This is a genomic window from Streptomyces sp. S4.7 (genome assembly GCF_010384365.1).
In the GTDB taxonomy this organism is placed as follows: domain Bacteria; phylum Actinomycetota; class Actinomycetes; order Streptomycetales; family Streptomycetaceae; genus Streptomyces.
Genome location: NZ_CP048397.1, coordinates 3,307,298 through 3,323,185, shown reverse-complemented (window position 1 = coordinate 3,323,185; position 15,888 = coordinate 3,307,298). Strand labels below are relative to the sequence as shown.

The 15,888-nt window shown below is 70.8% G+C and carries 17 protein-coding genes and 1 riboswitch; of the genes, 6 read left to right on the top strand and 11 right to left on the bottom strand.

Going from position 1 to position 15,888, the window contains the following annotated elements; translation table 11 throughout:
* Positions 1–232: 232 nt before the first annotated feature.
* The 3 genes from SSPS47_RS14500 to SSPS47_RS14495 form a co-directional block, all read right to left on the bottom strand.
* Positions 233–1,657 carry a trehalose-6-phosphate synthase gene (locus SSPS47_RS14500; protein ID WP_147876683.1) on the bottom strand — a complete coding sequence of 475 codons (1,425 nt, stop codon included), beginning with the start codon at positions 1,655–1,657 and terminating at the stop codon, positions 233–235.
* A 59-nt stretch (positions 1,658–1,716) separates the two neighbouring features.
* On the bottom strand, positions 1,717–1,839 hold the full coding sequence (locus SSPS47_RS35975; protein WP_275405148.1) for a hypothetical protein: 123 nt from the start codon (positions 1,837–1,839) through the stop codon (positions 1,717–1,719).
* Positions 1,840–1,969: 130 nt separating this feature from the next.
* Positions 1,970–2,911, bottom strand: a complete 942-nt coding sequence (locus SSPS47_RS14495; protein ID WP_164251497.1) for a glucosyl-3-phosphoglycerate synthase — start codon at positions 2,909–2,911, stop codon at positions 1,970–1,972.
* A 117-nt stretch (positions 2,912–3,028) separates the two neighbouring features.
* Positions 3,029–3,156, top strand: a riboswitch (SAM riboswitch).
* Positions 3,157–3,172: 16 nt separating this feature from the next.
* On the opposite strand from SSPS47_RS14495, the gene thrC reads away from it, so the two are divergent.
* From thrC to groL, 4 genes are all read left to right on the top strand, one after another.
* On the top strand, positions 3,173–4,498 hold the full coding sequence (gene thrC, locus SSPS47_RS14490; RefSeq protein ID WP_147876685.1) for a threonine synthase: 1,326 nt from the start codon (positions 3,173–3,175) through the stop codon (positions 4,496–4,498).
* 40 nt (positions 4,499–4,538) lie between these two features.
* The gene (locus SSPS47_RS14485) at positions 4,539–4,814 is read left to right on the top strand and encodes a ubiquitin-like small modifier protein 1 (RefSeq protein WP_164251496.1); all 276 of its coding nucleotides are present in this window, start codon (positions 4,539–4,541) and stop codon (positions 4,812–4,814) included.
* Positions 4,815–5,173: 359 nt separating this feature from the next.
* Positions 5,174–5,377: a cold-shock protein gene (locus tag SSPS47_RS14480; protein WP_005315736.1), complete on the top strand. Its 204-nt coding sequence runs from the start codon at positions 5,174–5,176 to the stop codon at positions 5,375–5,377.
* Between the two features lie 337 nt (positions 5,378–5,714).
* Positions 5,715–7,340: a chaperonin GroEL gene (gene groL / locus SSPS47_RS14475; RefSeq protein WP_147876687.1), complete on the top strand. Its 1,626-nt coding sequence runs from the start codon at positions 5,715–5,717 to the stop codon at positions 7,338–7,340.
* A 92-nt stretch (positions 7,341–7,432) separates the two neighbouring features.
* On the opposite strand, the gene SSPS47_RS14470 is transcribed toward groL, so the two are convergent.
* From SSPS47_RS14470 to SSPS47_RS14435, 8 genes are all read right to left on the bottom strand, one after another.
* On the bottom strand, positions 7,433–8,011 hold the full coding sequence (locus SSPS47_RS14470) for a Uma2 family endonuclease (RefSeq protein WP_164251495.1): 579 nt from the start codon (positions 8,009–8,011) through the stop codon (positions 7,433–7,435).
* Positions 8,012–8,067: 56 nt separating this feature from the next.
* Positions 8,068–8,892 carry a hypothetical protein gene (locus SSPS47_RS14465; protein ID WP_164251494.1) on the bottom strand — a complete coding sequence of 275 codons (825 nt, stop codon included), beginning with the start codon at positions 8,890–8,892 and terminating at the stop codon, positions 8,068–8,070.
* A gap of 507 nt (positions 8,893–9,399) precedes the next feature.
* Positions 9,400–10,731, bottom strand: coding sequence for an erythromycin esterase family protein (locus SSPS47_RS14460; protein ID WP_239064912.1), 1,332 nt, complete (start codon positions 10,729–10,731; stop codon positions 9,400–9,402).
* A gap of 347 nt (positions 10,732–11,078) precedes the next feature.
* The gene (locus SSPS47_RS14455) at positions 11,079–11,645 is read right to left on the bottom strand and encodes a hypothetical protein (RefSeq protein WP_164251493.1); all 567 of its coding nucleotides are present in this window, start codon (positions 11,643–11,645) and stop codon (positions 11,079–11,081) included.
* Between the two features lie 173 nt (positions 11,646–11,818).
* Positions 11,819–12,436, bottom strand: a complete 618-nt coding sequence (locus SSPS47_RS14450) for a hypothetical protein (protein ID WP_164251492.1) — start codon at positions 12,434–12,436, stop codon at positions 11,819–11,821.
* A gap of 81 nt (positions 12,437–12,517) precedes the next feature.
* Positions 12,518–13,534: an N-acetylmuramic acid 6-phosphate etherase gene (gene murQ, locus SSPS47_RS14445; RefSeq protein WP_239065264.1), complete on the bottom strand. Its 1,017-nt coding sequence runs from the start codon at positions 13,532–13,534 to the stop codon at positions 12,518–12,520.
* A 211-nt stretch (positions 13,535–13,745) separates the two neighbouring features.
* Positions 13,746–14,663 carry a MurR/RpiR family transcriptional regulator gene (locus SSPS47_RS14440; RefSeq protein WP_147876692.1) on the bottom strand — a complete coding sequence of 306 codons (918 nt, stop codon included), beginning with the start codon at positions 14,661–14,663 and terminating at the stop codon, positions 13,746–13,748.
* 55 nt (positions 14,664–14,718) lie between these two features.
* Positions 14,719–15,111: a MerR family transcriptional regulator gene (locus tag SSPS47_RS14435; protein ID WP_147876693.1), complete on the bottom strand. Its 393-nt coding sequence runs from the start codon at positions 15,109–15,111 to the stop codon at positions 14,719–14,721.
* A gap of 62 nt (positions 15,112–15,173) precedes the next feature.
* Here SSPS47_RS14435 and SSPS47_RS14430 point away from each other — a divergent pair, with 62 nt between their 5' ends.
* Entirely contained in the window at positions 15,174–15,572 is a 399-nt protein-coding gene (locus tag SSPS47_RS14430) for a hypothetical protein (RefSeq protein WP_164251490.1), read from the top strand.
* 1 nt (position 15,573) lies between these two features.
* Entirely contained in the window at positions 15,574–15,840 is a 267-nt protein-coding gene (locus tag SSPS47_RS14425; RefSeq protein WP_164251489.1) for a DUF4031 domain-containing protein, read from the top strand.
* Positions 15,841–15,888: the final 48 nt, after the last annotated feature.

The following is a 15,888-nucleotide window of genomic DNA, read 5'->3' as shown; positions in this document are numbered from 1 at the left end:
GTGAGCTGGCCGAGCGCGGCATCCACGTGTGCAGCGTCGACACCGGCTGGGTCACCGACGAGAAACCGCTGCCCGCCAGGGAGCGGCACGCCGCCACCGGCTGGCGCCCGCCGCTGGACATCGTGGACGGCGCGGCGCGGATCTACCACCCGATCGTGCAGGGGCAGGCGGGCAGCCCCGTCCACGGCGTACTTACTGCTCAAGGACTACCGGCCCGTCGACTGGTAGGCGCTCAGCCGTTCCGCAGCGCCTCCAGCTGGTCCAGGAACCACCGCTGCGGCGGCAGTGCCGTCGCGGCGGCGGCCAGGCGCTTCGTACGCGCCGTGCGGTCGTCGTCGTCCATCGTCAGGGCCTCGTGCAGGGCCGCCGCCGTGGCCGACACGTCGTACGGGTTGACCACCAGCGCGTCGTCGCCCAGCTCCTCGTAGGCGCCCGCCTCGCGCGACAGCACCAGGGCGCAGCCCTCCTCCGAGACGACCGGGATCTCCTTCGCGACCAGGTTCATGCCGTCGCGGATCGGGTTGACCAGGGCCACGTCCGCGAGGCGGTACGCGGCGAGCGAGCGCGCGAAGTCGTCCTTGACGTGCAGCACCACCGGCGTCCAACCGGGCGTGCCATAGGCGGAGTTGATCTCGTCGGCCACCTCCTGGACCCGGGCCGTGTAGTCGCGGTAGACCGCCAGGTCCTGCCGGGACGGGTAGGCGAACGCCACATGCGTGACCCGCTCGCGCCACTCCGGACGGTCAGCCAGCAGCTGCCGGTAGGCGAGCATCCCGCGCACGATGTTCTTCGACAGCTCCGTACGGTCCACCCGCACGATCGTCTTGCGCGGCGCCCCGTCCGAGCCGCCGATCTGCTCCCGCAGCTCGGCCAGCCGCTCGTCGACGTCGGGCCGGTTCGCACGCTCGCGCAGGAAGTCCGCGTCGGCGCCCAGGCCGTGCACGCCGATCCGTGTCTTCCCCGTCCCGCCCAGCAGCTCCTCGCAGCACGCGGTGAACGCGTCGGCCCAGCGGCGGGTCAGGAACGCGGCCCGGTCGGCGCCGAGGATGCCGCGCAGCAGCTGGCGCGCGATGTCGTCGGGCAGCAGCCGGAAGTAGTCGACCGGGGCCCACGGCGTGTGCGAGAAGTGCCCGATCCGCAGATCGGGCCGGAGCGCCCGGAGCATGCCGGGCACCAGGGCCAGGTGGTAGTCCTGGATCAGTACGGCCGCGCCGTCGCCCGCCTCGTCGGCCAGGGCCTCCGCGAACGCGCGGTTGTACGCCTCGTAGGAGGCCCACTGCGCCCGGAAGTCCGAGCCGAAGGCCGGCTCCAGCGGTGTCTGGTAGAGCAGGTGGTGGACGAACCAGAGCGTGGAGTTCGCGACGCCGTTGTACGCGTCCGCGTATACCTCCGGCGGGATGCCGAGCATCCTGACCCGCTGCCCGCCCGTGTCGGCGGTGTCCAGCCGGCCGCCGGTGCGCCGTACGGCCTCGCGGTCGCCGTCACCGAGGGCCGCGCACACCCACACCGCGTTCGTGTCCGGCCCGATGGCCGACAGACCCGAGACGAGACCGCCGCCACCGCGCCCGGAGGTCAGCTCGCCGTTCTCGCCGAGTGTGTACGAGACGGGGCCGCGATTGGACGCGACGAGGACCTGGGCGGCTTGCTCGGAGACCATGTGCCGAAATCTAGCCCGTCGCACAAACGCTCAAACGTACGGATTCAGGTCGGTGAGGATCAGCCACGCCCCCGGCCCCGGCTCGCCGCGAGCGCCACCACCCCGGCGGCGACGAGGGCGAGGGCCACGCCGCCCAGCAGCCAGAGCTGTTCCGTGGTCAGGGTCACCGCAGTCATCGCCATACCGGGCAATATACGCAAATCATACGAACGGACCGGTAATGCCACGCGGTGAAGCCTGCCGCCGGGCGGGCCCGGTGAGCCCCACGCGCGCGCCTGAGCCACGCGCCCACGCCGGGCCCTCGCGGCGCGCCTACGCCGCGCGCCGCTCCGCGTACTCCGCGATCTCCCGCATCGGCGGCCGCTCCTGCGTGTCCACCGCGTGCGTACGCGGCTCGAAGCCGCCCTCGCCCCGCTCGAACTGCGTCAGCGCCGGCCGCACCAGATGCCCCCGCGACAGCCGTAGCTGCGCCGTCCGGTAGATCGCCGCCGCCATCCGCCCCAGCGCCTGCCCGTCCTGGTGCCGGTGCCTGCGCACCCCGACATCGACCTGGCCCAGCGCGTCCAGCCCCACCGTGTGCAGCGCGTCCACGAGCAGCCCCAGCTCCACCCCGTAACCGACCGGGAACGGCAGCCGCTCCAGCAGCGAGCGCCGTACCGCGTACTCGCCGCCCAGCGGCTGCACGAACCCCGCGAGCAGCGGCCAGTGCAGATTCAGCAGCGGGCGCGCGACCAGCTCCGTCACCCGGCCGCCCTGCCCCGGCTCGTCGCCGAGCGGGCGGTCGTACATCGCCTTCACGAGCAGCACGTCCGGCTCGGTCAGCAGCGGCCCCACGGTCCCCGTCACGAAATCCGCCGAGAAGTCCTTCAGGTCCGCGTCCACGAAACAGACGATGTCGCCGCTCGTCACCAGCAGCGAGCGCCACAGCACCTCGCCCTTGCCCGGCACGGCCGGCAGCCTCGGCAGGATGTCGTCCCGGTGCACCACCCGTGCCCCGGCCGCCGCGGCGACCTCCCCCGTACGGTCGGTCGAACCCGAGTCGATCACCACCAGCTCGTCGACGAGCGGCGCCGGGCCCGACATCAGTTCGCGCCGGATCACCGAGACGATCCGGCCGACCGTCGCCTCCTCGTTCAGGGCCGGGAGCACCACGCTGACCTGCGTACCCTGCTTCGCCGCGGCCAGCAGACCGGGCGGCCGGTCCGCCGCGGACCAGGACCGCCGGGCCAGCCAGCGCTCCACCTCTTCCAGCACGTGATCTCCATCTCGCGGATCGGACGAGGCCTTCAACCGTCCAGGGGTTCGGTTACAGTCTTGAACAACGCGGATGACCGTCGCACGTCGGGGGTCATCAGGCTGACAATCGAATACCGCTCATCCAGAGGGGCAGAGGGAACGGCCCGTTGAAGCCCCGGCAACCCTCCCGCCGACCGCGAGGTCACGGTGGGGAAGGTGCCAATTCCGTCTCGCGGCGAGATGCGTCGCGAGGAAGATGAGGAAAGGGCCCTCGCCTTCATGGCTGTGCAGACCGTCTCCAACACCAACGACGCCACCACTGCCGCCGGATCAGCAGCATCCGACGCCGGCACCGTGGACCTCGGACCCGCCGCCGCCCTCTCGTGCCGCGAATGCGGTGAACGCTTCGAACTCGGCCCGATCTTCGCCTGTCAGAGCTGTTTCGGCCCCCTCGAAGTGGCCTACGACCTGCCGACGGGCGATCCCGAGGAGCTGAAGAAGCGCATCGCCGCGGGCCCCGACAACATCTGGCGCTACGCCCCGCTGCTGCCCGTCCCCGCCGACGTGGCGTCGAAGCCGAACATCAACCCCGGCTTCACCAAGCTCGTCAAGGCCGACAACCTCGCCCGTGAGCTGGGTGTGACCGGCGGCCTGTACGTGAAGGACGACTCCGGCAACCCGACGCACTCCTTCAAGGACCGGGTCGTCGCCATCGCCGTCGAGGCGGCGCGCGCCTTCGGCTTCACCACGCTCTCCTGCTCCTCCACCGGCAATCTCGCGGGCGCCGTCGGCGCCGCCGCGGCCCGCGCGGGCTTCCGCTCCTGCGTGTTCATCCCGCACGACCTGGAGCAGGGCAAGGTCGTCATGGCCGCCGTCTACGGCGGTGAACTCGTCGGCATCGAGGGCAACTACGACGACGTCAACCGCTTCTGCTCGGAGCTCATCGGCGACCCGCTCGGCGAGGGCTGGGGCTTCGTCAACGTCAACCTCCGCCCGTACTACGGCGAGGGCTCGAAGACCCTCGCGTACGAGATCTGCGAGCAGCTCGGCTGGGTGCTGCCCGACCAGCTCGTCATCCCCGTGGCGTCGGGCTCGCAGCTGACGAAGATCGACAAGGGGCTCAAGGAGCTGATCGCGCTCGGCCTGGTCGAGGACAAGCCGTACAAGATCTTCGGCGCGCAGGCCGAGGGCTGTTCGCCGGTGTCCGTCGCGTTCAAGGCCGGCCACGACGTCGTACGGCCGCAGAAGCCGAACACCATCGCCAAGTCGCTGGCGATCGGCAACCCGGCCGACGGCCCTTACGTCCTGGACATCGCCCGCCGCACGGGCGGCGCCGTGGAGGACGTGAACGACGAGCAGGTCGTCGACGCGATCAAGCTGCTCGCGCGGACCGAGGGGATCTTCGCCGAGACCGCGGGCGGGGTGACCGTGGGCGTGACGCGCAAGCTCATCGAGGCGGGTCTGCTCGACCCGGCGCTCACGACGGTCGTGCTGAACACCGGTGACGGGCTCAAGACGCTGGACGCGGTCGCGCCGACGACGGGGCCGACCGCGACGATCCCGCCGAGCCTCGACGCGTTCCGCTCGGCCGGTCTGGCGCGTTGAGCACCTCACCAACCCGCTACTTCCCGGAAGGCAGAAACCGATGAGCGTGAACGTCCGTATCCCCACCATCCTCCGTACGTACACCGGCGGGAAGGCCGAGGTCGCGGCCGAGGGCACGACCCTCTCCCAGGTCATCGAGTCCCTGGAGACCAACCACCCGGGTATCGCCGCCCGCGTCCTGGACGACCAGGGCAAGCTCCGGCGCTTCGTCAACGTGTACGTGAACGACGACGACGTCCGCTTCGAGCAGGGCCTGGAGACCGTCACCCCGGACGGTGCCGGGATCTCGATCATCCCGGCGGTCGCCGGCGGCTGAACGGCACGCACGGTGAACGGTGTTGCCCCCTCCGCGAGAGAAACGGAGGGGGTAATTCCATGAGGTTGAACGCGGTACAGTTGGGGTAGCCCCGCTGCCGCCTGTGCCACGAGCATATGAGTTCGCGACAAGATGCGGTCAAAGTGTGGACGCTGTTTGCGCGGTTCCTTACGCTTTGCCCGGCCCGACTTGCCCCTGGTGGCCCGGCAATTCACCCCTTTGCGTGTTCGGCCATGCCCATAATTCTCGTCCGATTGACCTGTTGCAGAGGGCAGTTGGGCAGATACATTCAGCCGCGGTCGACGCGTTCCGGCGCGAAGTGCGGTCCCGCGGAGGGGCCAGTAATAGGGGAGTTGGGCATGGCTCAGGGCACCGTCAAGTGGTTCAACGCGGAGAAGGGCTACGGCTTCATCGCGGTCGACGGTGGTGCGGATGTTTTCGTCCACTACAGCGCGATCCAGATGGACGGCTACCGCACCCTTGAAGAAGGTCAGCGAGTTGAGTTCGAGATCTCGCAGGGCCAGAAGGGTCCGCAGGCGGACATGGTCAAGCTCGCCGTCTGATCCCGGCGCGATCGGCCAACGACGCACTCACTCACGCACGAGGGGCCCGTATCCCGGCAGGGGATACGGGCCCCTCTTGCGTGCGCGCGGGGGGCGTGCGCGAGGCGTGCGCGGGTCCTGCACGGCTCCGCGGTCACTCGGGAGTCGCTTGCACTCTCGGGGGTCGAGTGCTAATCATTGGCGTTAGCACTCTGTAGGTGAGAGTGACAACTTATGGACCGGGTCAGCGAGGCCCGAGAGCCTGTGGGGCAAGGAACCGCAGGGCTCTCAGGCCGTCCGTCGCGGGCGCGGACACGGTCCGGAGCAATCCACCCCCTGTCCGGGAGGACCACTTCACATGGCCAAGATCATCGCGTTCGACGAGGAGGCACGGCGCGGTCTCGAGCGCGGGATGAACCAGCTCGCCGACGCCGTCAAGGTCACCCTTGGCCCCAAGGGCCGAAACGTCGTCCTCGAGAAGAAGTGGGGCGCCCCCACGATCACCAACGATGGTGTCTCCATCGCCAAGGAGATCGAGCTCGAGGACCCGTACGAGAAGATCGGCGCCGAGCTGGTCAAGGAAGTCGCCAAGAAGACGGACGACGTCGCCGGTGACGGTACGACCACCGCGACCGTCCTGGCCCAGGCCCTGGTCCGCGAGGGCCTGCGCAACGTGGCCGCCGGCGCCAACCCGATGGCCCTCAAGCGCGGTATCGAGAAGGCCATCGAGGCCGTCTCCGGTGCGCTTCTCGAGCAGGCCAAGGACGTGGAGACCAAGGAGCAGATCGCTTCGACGGCCTCCATCTCCGCCGCCGACACCCAGATCGGCGAGCTCATCGCCGAGGCGATGGACAAGGTCGGCAAGGAAGGCGTCATCACCGTCGAGGAGTCGCAGACCTTCGGTCTCGAGCTCGAGCTCACCGAGGGCATGCGCTTCGACAAGGGCTACATCTCGGCGTACTTCGCCACCGACATGGAGCGTATGGAGGCGTCGCTCGACGACCCGTACATCCTGATCGTCAACTCCAAGATCGGCAGCGTCAAGGACGTTCTGCCGCTCCTGGAGAAGGTCATCCAGTCGGGCAAGCCACTGCTGATCATCGCCGAGGACGTCGAGGGCGAGGCGCTCTCCACCCTCGTCGTCAACAAGATCAAGGGCACCTTCAAGTCCGTCGCCGTCAAGGCCCCGGGCTTCGGTGACCGCCGCAAGGCGATGCTGAACGACATCGCCATCCTCACGGGCGGCACGGTCATCTCCGAGGAGGTCGGCCTCAAGCTGGAGAACGCCGGTCTCGACCTGCTGGGCCGCGCCCGCAAGGTCGTCATCACCAAGGACGAGACCACCATCGTCGACGGTGCCGGTGACAGCGAGCAGGTCGCCGGTCGCGTGAACCAGATCCGCGCCGAGATCGAGAACTCGGACTCGGACTACGACCGCGAGAAGCTCCAGGAGCGCCTCGCGAAGCTGGCCGGCGGCGTGGCCGTCATCAAGGCCGGCGCCGCGACCGAGGTCGAGCTCAAGGAGCGCAAGCACCGCATCGAGGACGCGGTGCGCAACGCCAAGGCCGCCGTCGAGGAGGGCATCGTCGCCGGTGGTGGTGTGGCTCTGCTCCAGGCTTCCTCGGTGTTCGAGAAGCTGGAGCTCGAAGGCGACGAGGCGACGGGCGCCGCTGCCGTCAAGCTCGCGCTGGAGGCCCCGCTCAAGCAGATCGCGGTCAACGCGGGTCTTGAGGGTGGCGTCATCGTCGAGAAGGTCCGCAACCTCAAGATCGGTCACGGCCTGAACGCCGCGACCGGCGAGTACGTGGACATGATCGCCGAGGGCATCATCGACCCCGCGAAGGTCACGCGCTCCGCGCTGCAGAACGCGGCGTCCATCGCCGCGCTGTTCCTCACCACCGAGGCCGTCATCGCCGACAAGCCGGAGAAGGCCGCCGCCGGCGGCGCGCCGGGCGGCATGCCGGGCGGTGACATGGACTTCTGATCCTGACGGGTCGGCGGTTCATGGCGTAGCACGCACGCAGTTGTACGAACCGAGGGCGGCACCCCCGAGAGGGGGTGCCGCCCTCGGGGCGTTCAACTGATGTAGTTCTTCAGCTCGTCGGTGTCGAGGGTGATGGCGACGGGGTCGGGGAGCGTGACGGTGGCGCCGAACGGGTGCGAGCGACGGGCCTTGTATGCGCCGTTTCGCGGGTCCGTGTAGACGACAAGCTCGTTGGAGTCGCGGTCGATGAGGAGGTAGACGGGGATGTCGGCTGCCGCGTAGCCGTCGCGCTTTTCCTTGCGGTCGCGGCTGTGGGTGTCGCCGTCGTACGAGGTCACTTCGGTGACCATGAGCACGCCGCCCGGATCGGACCACTCGCCGTGGTTGGCGAAGTGCCCGCGCGGCGCGAGGGCTCCATCAGGACGGGCTCGACCATTGCGGTACGTCTCGACCTTGAGCCCGCGCTCGCGGTACAGCCGGAGTTCCGCCCTGGACTGCATGCATTGGTCGGCGACCCACATGATGATCTCGTCGTGAGCCCCGTCCGGCACGTGCTTGACCTCCAACTTCCCATTGATGAATTCGAGCGTCACCGTCTCAGGGGTGTGGTGAGCGATCTGCTCGAACTCCTTGACGGACATCTGGGCGTGATCAGCGGTGCTGGGGGTCATGGCGTCGCCTCCTCCCGTACATCGTGCCCTGCTTCTGGCACGGGTGGGCTGAACGGTCATTCGTGAGTCCTCTCCGGTGGACGGGACGTCGCCGCGCGGGCATCGGCGGCCAATGCGCGGACTCTTTGCGGTGGCAGCGGAGCGCGGTTCGCCTGGCGTACGGGGACGGGTTCGCCACGGCAAGTGGCGCATTCGCCGAAGGCGAGCGCTTCGGGGCGGGCCGGTGCGCCGCACTTCGCGCATTCGAGGACGCGGAGCGCCGGTTTCGGGAGGCGGACCGGTTCCGGCGGGAGCTTTGAGATCAGGCGGGCGCGCGTGAAGGCCGCCGAGCAGTGGACCTCGGGTGGCAGGCCCGACGTCAGTTCGCGCAGCAGGTCTTGCTCCGTCGCCTCCCGCGCGAACCACTCCGCCGCCAGCGGTTCCAGCGCCGCGCAGTCCCTCGCGGAGAGCGCGAGGGCGGGTGCGGCGCGTCTCAGGGCCGCCAGCAGGATGTACGCGCGTGAGCGAGTGGGACGCGCGGCGGGCTCTTCCCGCAGTGACGGCGCGTTGCCTGCCGCGAACGCCGCCCACCACGCGTTGCCGCGGGGGGTACGGGAGAACCACGTACGCGTCACCCACCGCGCGCTCCCGGAGCCCCGTACATGCTCCCGGCCGATACGCAGATGGCCCGTGCGGCGCAGGCACCGGAGCGCCGTGCGGAGCGCGCACTGGCCGTACGGGAGGATTGTCGCCAGCGTCTTGACCGAGATGTCCGCGCCGTCCGGCAGCCGGTCGAGGTAGAGCGCGATCGCCGCCTCGCGGTCGGGCAGATGCGCGAAGTCGCCGGGGGCGGCGGGCTGTTGGCCGGGCGTCGAACGCTTGCCGTAGCCGGGGTTCGCCAAGGGGTGAGTGGTGGGCGAAGTCATGTGCGCGGTGCGCGCGGCAGCACTAAGCTGTGGCTCAGCCATCGGATCGCTTTCTAAGTGGGTCGATCTGTGGGCGAGGCCCTCGCAGGTGTTGGTAGCACCTGGCGGGGGCCGTCCTATGTTCGCTATCCGGAACGCTAGACCGTCGACACGCCGCGTTGCAAGCCGATCACTAAAAGTCATCCCTCTTGGTGTGCGGCTCAGTTGGGGCCGGTGAGCCGCCCGGTGGGGTAGGTAGGGAGGACCTCCTCCCATTCCCTGTGGAAAGAGGACTCGGAGCACGGGACTTGAGCTTCGGGTCGTCGCGCCGAAGATCGCCGACGGGCTGTGGGCGACGGCGAGGTACGTGACGTACGCGAGATGGCCGAGGACGGCCGATACGAGAGCGGCGGCGGCAGTCCCGTGGTCGGCCGCGATGGTGTGTACGGAGTTGTCGGTGCGGGTGATCCCGGCCGGCGAGGGAACGGTACGGGCCTTGCGGCCCTACTCCACACCGGTTCCCCGGCTCTGCGGCCGGTGCTGCGGGATCGGGCGGGAGTCCGTCGAGACGGCGACGTAGGCCAGGCCGTCGTACGCGTCCGACAGCCGGACCGGGGTGATGTCGCGGCGGTAGAACCAGCGCGTCACCAGCGCGCCGAAGGTCCGTGTCCCGTGCGTGGCCTCGACCCACTCCCGTACGGCGCGCGGCGCGTCCCCCGCGCCGGCGGGGCGCAGGTCCAGCAGATGGTCCCGCGGTGTGGCGGCGGCCAGTTGGGCCTCCACGGTGGTCGCCGGGGCCGCGCCGATGGGGTTGCCCTCGGCGGACCGGCCCGTCAGCCCGCCGACGCCGCTCCAGGGGCCCGGCCAGATGCGGTGGGCACGGAAGGAGCCCGAACCGAAGAGGAGCCCGAAGGCGTAGTACGCGTCGCCGTACCGCTCGCGCAGATGCAGTCCGAGCGGCCGGGCGCCGCCGCCGGAGCTGATGCCCTTCGCGACGTGGCCGTTGTGGCCCCAGAGCACCACCTTGGCGGCCGGGTCCGCGTCCAGGACGTCCTCGATGGCCTCCGCCATGTACCGGTCGCGTGCGGCCTGGACGGTCCGTTCCGGGTCCGGGTGCTGGGCGTTGCGCGTCACCAGATCGGCGGCCCTGACCAGGTTGCGGGCGTGCCGTACCGCCACGGCCCCGGCGGGGGTGCCGGGATCGTCGTAGCCGCGTACGTACTCCAGCAGCCTCGTGGCCTCGTGCATCAGCTTCTGCTCGGGGTCGGGGAGCGAGCCCGGATACGCGGTGGCGAGCACACCGAGAGCGGAGTGCAGGGCGGGCAGCCGGTCCGGCGCCACGCTGGTCAGGAACGCTTCGAGCACCGCGAGCGAATCCCCCGCCCGCTGCGGGTCGATGCCGACGAAGCGGACCTTCTCTCCGTCCGGACGCCCGTCGTTGTAGGCGCGGATCCACTTGATCACGGCCAGGACCTCTTCGGTCCGCCAGGTCCAGAACCCCAGCCCGGTCAGCACCCGTTCGGGGTCGCCGACACCGTCGCGTACGTACGCGTCGACGGCCGGACCGGCGGACGCGCTCGCCTCCATGGCGAGGACGGTGAAGCCCAGTTCGGTGACCAGGTACTCCAGCAGGCGGTGCTTGAGCTGGAAGAACTCACGGGTGCCGTGGGTCGACTCGCCCAGCCCCACGATCCGGACGCCGTCGAGGACCCGCTTGAGCGGCTGGAGGTCGGCGGTGGGCGCGCCGGCGGTCAGACCGCCGCTCAGGGGTACGGAGTTCTCCGACAGCCACCCCGTCACCTCGGCGGACATGGTCTCCCGATCATTCGCTGACATGCCGCCGAGGCTACAGCCGGGCCGGCTTGCCCCCCGCACCGGGAACTCGGTCCCGGCCGCGGCGCGTTACGTGCGCATAGCGCACCGGAGTTGTCCCTGTCCCCAGGTACCCCCGAAGCCCCGGAGGCCCGACACCATGTCCCTGACTCCCCCCCCCGGCTCCTCCCGCCCCACCCGCCGCGCCGTGCTCGGCGGCGCGGCGGCGGCCACGTTCGCGCTCGCCGCCACGGCGGCCGGTGCGGGTACGGCCACGGCGCACACCCGGCCCGGCCGCCCCGAGAGCCCCGGCCGCCCCGCCTGGCCCACAGGTACGGCGCACCGGGCTCCGCCGCGGGTCCGGTGCGCCCTCAGCCGGGGGACATGCCCCGTTCGACGTCGCCCGCGTGGCGCCTGCGGTACTCGGTCCCGGCCACGACGAGGTGGGGGCAGGCGTGCCGCAGGGCCTCGATCAGCGGTGCGATGTGGGCCGAGGTGATGTGCGGTGCCTGGTACGTGGTGTGGGACGCCCCGCCCACCTCCAGAAGCAGCACCATCTCGTCGGTCTCCCAGGACTCGTCGTCGTCTCCGTCGTCCACGACGGCCGGTGAGACGAGCCCGACCTGGAGCGGGCGCAACGCGGTCACCGCGTCGAGAGGGCAGGCGCGGGTACGCCCGTACCGCTGCCGCAGCACCAGCCGCCGCCCGCCTTGTGTCTCCACCCGCACCTCGATCACCGACCGCCATGTACGCACCCAGGCCGGTCCCGATATCGCGAGTCCGACGACGGTCCAGAGCCCCAGCAGGAAGGCCACCGCCGGTGCGACGAAGGAGAACAGGACCGTCAACGGCGGCAGGACGCCGACCGCGACGGCTCCCTCCTCGTAGATCCAGGGCTTCTTGTACCGAGCCCGCCAACGCAATGCCGCAGTCCTCATGCCGTTCATGAAGCCAGGCCCGGCACCCGGGGCACAAGGCCCCGGTGGACACGGATGTCAGCGCCAGGGCGCGTGGGCCAGGGTGGCCCGCCGGCGTTGGAGCGCGCCGATGACGGCTGCTGCCTCCGTACCGGCGATCGGAGGCTCGGGCCACGCCTGCGCGGTGATCTCGGTCATGGCCGAGGACCTTGGCCGTCGTTGTCGCGACGGACACGCAGCAGGTGCACGCAGGTCGCGTACAGTGCCGCCGCCGAGCCGAAGCCCGGAAGCGCCGTCCACAGGGCGGCGGTCGAGGTCAGTGGCGCCAGTACGGCCGCCGTCAGGGCCGAGACGCACATCCCCGCGCCGGTGAGGTGGTACGCGCGGACGCCGAACAGGCGGGCCAGCGGGAAGAAGTGGACGCCCACCACCACGGCGACGAACGCGGGGACCGCCTCCGTGTGGTCCGTCGCCACCAGCACGCGGGCGATCGCGAAGATGGCCACCCACTCCGCCAGTACCACCAGAGCGAAGCGCACGCCCACCTTCTTCCTGGTGTCCGCCGTCGGGTCGCCGTGCGTCGGGGCGTTCGCCGCCGCGCGGCTCCTGCGGGCGGCCAGGAACGCGAAGGTGACCGAGACGAGTGCGGCGGACGCGAACACCGCCCGGCCCGCCGTCACCGGCATGTCCGTGACACCGCACGCCGTCCAGCCGAGGCCGAAGAAGGCCATGACGCCGGCGCCGGTCGCGCGACCGCGCAGTTCGGCGCGGGATATGGCCGAAGGGGCGTCGGTGGGGTGGGCGGTGGTCATGGGCGGTCGTCCTTACCGGGAGTTGCGGGAGGCGCGGGGGATTCGGGGGAGCGGAGCGTGGCCGTGCACGGCGCCACGATCCTACGAATCGGCGGCGGCCCCCTTCGACGCCTGGAGAGCCACCCGCAGATGACCGTGCGAGTCCGCGAGAAGGCTTGCCGCCGTGGGGCCGTCGACCGCGCCGAGGATCGTGAGGATCGCGTTCTTCACCTCGCCGTCGGTCGCCGCCAGCGCCGCCTCGATCTCCTCGTCCGCCGCGCCCGTCGCGAGCGCGACGATACGGCGGGAGCGGGCCCGCAGCTTCTCGTTGGACGCGCGGACGTCGACCATCAGGTTCCCGTACGTCTTGCCGAGCCGGATCATCGTGATCGTCGAGATCATGTTGAGGACCAGCTTCTGCGCCGTACCGGCCTTCAACCGCGTTGATCCCGTGAGCAGTTCGGGGCCCACGACGATCTCCAGGCCGTGATCGGCGGCGGCGGCGAGCGGGCTGTCCGCGTTGCAGGACAGACCGACGGTGAGCGCGCCGAGCGAGCGGGCGTGCTCGACCGCGCCCACCGCGTACGGCGTGCGGCCGGACGCCGAGATGCCTACGACCGTGTCGTTCGGGCCCACCTTCAGCTCGTCCAGGTCCGTCGCGGCGAGCTCCTTGGAGTCCTCGGCGCCCTCGACGGATTTGACCATCGCGCCGGGGCCGCCCGCGATGAGGCCGACGACCTCCGACGGGTCCGTGTTGAAGGTGGGAGGGCACTCACTGGCGTCCAGGATGCCGAGACGGCCGGCCGTGCCCGCCCCCGAGTAGATCAGCCTGCCGCCCCGGGCCATCCGCTCGGCGGCGGCGTCGATGGCGGCGGCGATACGGGGGAGCTGCGCGGCGACCGCGGCGGGGACGGTCTGGTCCTCGCCGTTCATGACGCGGGCGATGTCCTCCGTCGAACGGCGGTCGATGTCGGCGAGTTCGGGTCGGAACGCCTCGGTGGTGAGGGTCGCGAGTTCGGCGCGGAGCTCGCCGTAGGAGGAGGAACCGGCGGAGGAGCTGGAAGCGGGGCTGGAGGCGGAACTACCGGCGCCGGACGTCGATGAGGCATCGGTGGGCATGGAGGTCATGGAGAAGCGGCTCTTTCTGGCGAGCTGGCAGAAACCTGAGGAAGCCCCGTTTTTTTGGTGACGCGGTCGAGCGGTCGAGCGGTGCGCGCCGGTTCAGCGGCGCGCGGGTGTGCGACTGCGGTGTGCGGTCGCGGGTCTGTGACCGGCAGGTGTGCGTTCGGCGGCGCGGCGGCCGGCGATCGGCGGGTGTGCGGGTCCCGGATCAGCGCGAGCGCGGTGAGTGGCGGTGCGCCAGCGCCTCGTAGGACGCCGCGAGCGCGGGTGCGGCCGTCTCGTACGTCCGCTGGGCGACCCCCACGAACAGACAGTCCACGACCAGGAGCTGACTCGTCCTGCTGGACATCGCGGCAGGCCGCAGCTCGCTCTCGCGGGCCGTGGACGTGGTGAGGACGTGGTCCGCGTACTGCGACACCGCGCCGTCCGGGCGGCCCGTGATCGCGACCGTCGTCGCGCCCCGGTCGAAGGCGACGCGCAGCGGCTCGATGACGTCCCCGGTGGAGCCGGAGTGCGTGATCGCTATGGCCACGTCGCCCGGCCGGAGCTGGACGGCGTTGGTGACCGCGAGGTGCGGATCGCTGTGCGCGTGGGCTATCAGACCGATGCGCAGGAGCTTCTGCGCGAGGTCCATGCCGACGAGACCGCTCGCGCCGACGCCGTATATGTCGATACGCCGCGCGTTCGCGGCGGCCGTGACGACCGCGCCGAGCTGCACGGTGTCGAGCCCGGCCGCCGTGTCGGCGAGCGTCTGCTGCTCGTCGTAGGCGAGCTTGGCGACGACATCGGCGATCGGGTCGTCGACGGCGATGTCGGCGGTGACCGCCGGGGCCGCGCCGGACTCCTGGTGGGCGGCGAGGCCGGCGAGGGCGAGACGCAGATCGCGGTAGCCGGGGTAGCCGAGGAGACGGGCCGTCCTGACGACGGTGGCCTCGCTCGTACCGGTGAGTTCGGCGAGCCCGGTGACGGTGAGCGCGGCGGTCCGCGCGGGGTCGGCGGCCACGGCTTCGGCGACGCGCTGCATGGAGCGGGTCATGGAGGGCGCGAGCGTACGCACCTTGGCCGCGAGGGCGGCGGGGGCCGGAGGGGCGCCGCCGCTGTAAATTTCCTTCACGTCACTGGTCACGTCTGAAAGATAATTTCAGGCGGGGGGTGCGTCAAGGGGGCGGCTAGGGTCGTTCTCAGGCGACGGGCGCGCTCGGCGCGACGGGCGCGGCCGTCTCGCGGACCGTCGCCAGGTACTCCTCCACCGCGTCCCTGTTGCGGGTCAGGCAGTCGATCCGGTGTGTCATCCGGTCCCGTTCCACTTCGAGGGTCGCCAGCATCTCCGGGGTCGCGTCCGGGAAGTGGATGACCCGCGGCTTGTCGAGACACGGGAGGATCTGCTTGATGATCCGGGTCGGCAGGCCGGCGTCGAGCAGCCCCCGGACCTGTACGACCCGGTCGACGGCCGGCTCGTCGTAGGAGCGGTAGCCGTTGGCGCAGCGGGTGGAGACGATGAGGCCCTGCTCCTCGTAGTAGCGCAGGAGGCGCCGGGAGGTGCTGGTGCGGTCCGACAGTTCACCGATGCGCATATGGCTCCCTCGGGGCGATCCTTCACACGGATGTGAAGCTTTGAGCGTACGACAATGGGTGCATGGAAGACATGAACCCCCTGGAACAGGCGTTGCACACCGCACGCGCCCTGGTCCTCGCCGACCTCGCGGCGGGTGACGTCGCGCGGGCCGAGATCGTCTCGCTGGTGGAAGACGCCGTGTCGCACCGGCGGTGGTGGGTGGAGCAGTGGCCGGAGGGGATCGAGTTCGTCGTCGGCCTGATCGCCCAGGACGTACAGGACGCCCTCCTGGAGACGCACGGCCGCTGGCCGCTGTGCCCCGTCTGCGGCGAGTCCCGCACGGAACTGGCGGCGGAGGGCGGGCCGCACGCGCTGCAGGTGGAGCCGGAGTTGGGCGCGGATCCGCACTGGGTGTGCGGGAAGGCGGCCGTGGTGGTGGCGCCGGTCGGGTCGCTGGGCGCGGTTCTGGGGGCCGGCTGACGTGACCGTGTACATCGATCCGCCGACCTGGCCGGGGCACGGGCGGCTCTGGTCGCACCTGGTGAGTGATGTCTCGTACGAGGAACTGCACGCCTTCGCGGCGGGGATCGGGTGCCCGGCGCGGGCGTTCGAGCGCGATCACTACGACGTGCCGGCCCACCGGTACGGGGACGCCGTCCGGGCGGGTGCGGTGGAGGTGGACTCGCGGGAACTGGTGCGGAGGCTGACGGGAGCGGGGTTGCGGCAGCGGAAGCGGTGGCGTGGGTAGCGGTTGCCGGGCGGGCCTGCTTGCCGGGCGCCCTCAACCGCCGGACGG